Annotated in this window: 2 protein-coding genes; both read right to left on the bottom strand. The window is 66.2% G+C overall.

Translation table 11 applies throughout. The annotated features are described in order from the left end of the window. Nucleotides 1-76: 76 nt before the first annotated feature. On the bottom strand, nucleotides 77-829 hold the full coding sequence (istB, locus tag AC1D34_RS36565; protein ID WP_441480652.1) for an IS21-like element helper ATPase IstB: 753 nt from the start codon (nucleotides 827-829) through the stop codon (nucleotides 77-79). 17 nt (nucleotides 830-846) lie between these two features. Next, nucleotides 847-2,385: an IS21 family transposase gene (istA, locus tag AC1D34_RS36560; RefSeq protein WP_476826899.1), complete on the bottom strand. Its 1,539-nt coding sequence runs from the start codon at nucleotides 2,383-2,385 to the stop codon at nucleotides 847-849. Between the last annotated feature and the right edge of the window lie 172 nt (nucleotides 2,386-2,557).

Genomic DNA, 2,557 nt, shown 5'->3' with positions numbered 1-2,557 from the left:
TTCCGATTTGAAGCCGGCAGGTGCGAGGTGATTTGCCTGGGTCGTTCGTGATGATTGTCGTGGATGGATTTGACGGTCAAGCGATCGTGGCTGGAGGGCTCTGCGACTGGCGTTTTCGCATGCTCTCGCCGGCGAGTTCGATGCGGTAGGCATTGTGGGCAATACGATCCATGACGGCGTCGGCGATCGTGGGATTCCCGATAATCTCGTACCAGCGGTCCACGGGGATCTGGCTGGTGATGATGGTGGCGCGGCGCTCGTAACGATCCTCGGTGAGTTCGAGGAGATCGCGTCGCTGGGTATCGTCGAGTTTTTCCGGCCCCCAGTCGTCGATGATCAGGAGTTCGACCCTGGCGAGCGCCTTGAGCAGGCGGGCGTAGCGGCCCTCGTCACGGGCCTGGGCCAGGGTGGTGAAGAGCCTCGGGGCGCGATGGTAGGCGACCGAGACATCGTCGCGGCAGGCCTTTTGCCCGAGGGCGCAGGCGAGCCAGCTCTTGCCGACGCCGGCCGGCCCGGTGATCAGCAAGCTGCGATGCTGACGGATCCAGTCGCCGCCGGCGAGGCTGAGGAAGAGCCCGCGGTCGAGGCCGCGCGACGCCTTGAAGTCAACATCCTCGATGCTGGCGTTGTGGCGCAGCCTGGCGGTGCGTGCGCGGTTCTCGAAGCGTTTTTGGCTGCGCGCGGTGCTCTCGCGTTCGAGCAGGAGGGCGAGCCAGTCGGCATGTTCGAGGGCGCGGCTTTCGGGCTGGGCCTGGAGCTCCTGGAAGCTCTTGGCCATGCCGTGCAGTCCGAGCTCGGCGAGCAAGGTCATGGTGGGATGGATCAACATGATGATGTCTCCTGGTGTCAGTGGAAGTAGCCGGGGCCGCGCAGATTGCTGTGCTCGATGATGGCGGCGGGTTCGGTGGAGGTCCTGGCTGGTGCCGCGGCTTGTCKGGCGGCGATGGCGGCAACCGCGCGGTAGGCGAAAGCGCCGATCTCGAGGGCGCGCGCGGAGACGGCTTCGGCCTGGGACGGCTTGAGGTCGCGGAACAGGCGCAGTACGCCGAGGCAGGTTCTGAAGCCGTGTTCGGGATGCGGGCGGTTGGCCAGGATGGCAATGACCAGGCCCTCCGTGCTCGGGCCCACCGTCGCCGCCCAGCGCCGAAGCCGTTCAGGGCTCCAGTCGGCGTAGCGCCGRTGAGAGCTCGGCATGTGATCGGGGTTGGTACCGTGCCGGCGTCCGCCATAGCGGCGCTGGTGAGCGGCGACGCGCTGGCCGCGATGGAAGACCTCGATCGTCCGGCTGGTGGCCCGCAGATCGACCTGTTCGCGGATCAGGCCGTGGGGGACGGAGTAGAAATAGCCGTCATACTCGACGTGGTAATCGACGCCGGCGCGGGCCAGSCGCCACTCGGCGAACTCGTAATCCTCGGGCAGTACCGCCAGGGCCGGCCGCTCGACGGTCTCGAACAGATGGCGGCGGGTGACGCCAAGGCGCCGGATGACATGGTCGTTGATCCGGTCGACGGCGTCGCGGATCGCGGCATTGGCCTCGGCCWGCGAGAAGAAGGTCTGGTTGCGCAAGCGTCCAAGGATGGCGCTTTGCGCGAAGCGGACCCCGTTCTCGACCTTCGCCTTGTCGCGCGGTTTGCGGACGCGGGCCGGCAGTACGCCGACGCCGTAATGCGAGGCCATCATGCCGTAGCTGCGGTTGAGATCCGGATCGTAGAACGAAGCCTTGTTGACGCCGGCCTTSAGGTTGTCCGGCACGATCAGGCGGGGGACGCCGCCGAAAAACCGSAACATCCSCACATGCGAGCCGATCCAGTCCGGCAGGGCCTGGGTCCAACTTGCCTCGGCGAAGGTGAAGTTCGAGGCGCCAAGCACGCCGACGAAAATCTCGGCCTCCCGGATGACGCCGGTCCGGGCATCGACGATGCCGAGCTTCTTRCCGGAATAATCGACGAAGACCTTGTCGCCGGCGACGTGCTCCTGACGCATGGTCGGCGACAGCCGACGCTGGAAGCCGCGCAGGAGGTCACAGAAACGGCTATAGCCGTAGCCCTGCGGATGGACGCCGCGATACTCCTCCCACAGGATCGCCATCGTCACGCCGGGCTTCTTCAGCTCGACGACGAGGTCGCCCCAGTTCGGCTCGGGGCGGCGACGCGCCCCCGAAAGAGCACCGGATCGCGCGAACAACCGGCCTGCCAGCGCATCATCGCTCAGCTCCGCCGGCAGCGGCCAGGACAGGCCGGCTTCCCGGGCTCGTGCCAGGTTCCCCTGCAYGGTACTGCGCGCCACACCAAGACGACGCCCGATCTCGCCGGGGCTCAGATCTTCCTCAGCCAAACGCAGCATCTGCCGCAGTTGTCTCATGGTCAGCTTCCTCTTCGCAGGCATCACGGTCTCCGTCTCGGTCGATACGGAAAACGTCTGCCAGAGTGGCTGACCCAGGCCTCCAACACCCCCTTCAGGGTGCCGGCTTCATCTCGGAATCACATGCCGGCTTCAAATCGGAATGCCCTGCCGGCTTCGCTTCGGAATACCCCGCCCGCTTCAATCGGAATCCGCA

This window comes from Allobosea sp. P1_A7 (assembly GCF_056406775.1).
This window is presented reverse-complemented; position numbering and strand designations above follow the sequence as displayed.

What these genes read in the sequence shown, in the direction of transcription:
- istB (WP_441480652.1), bottom strand. Translation starts at nt 829, where the DNA reads ATGTTGATCCATCCCACCATGACCTTGCTCGCCGAGCTCGGACTGCAC.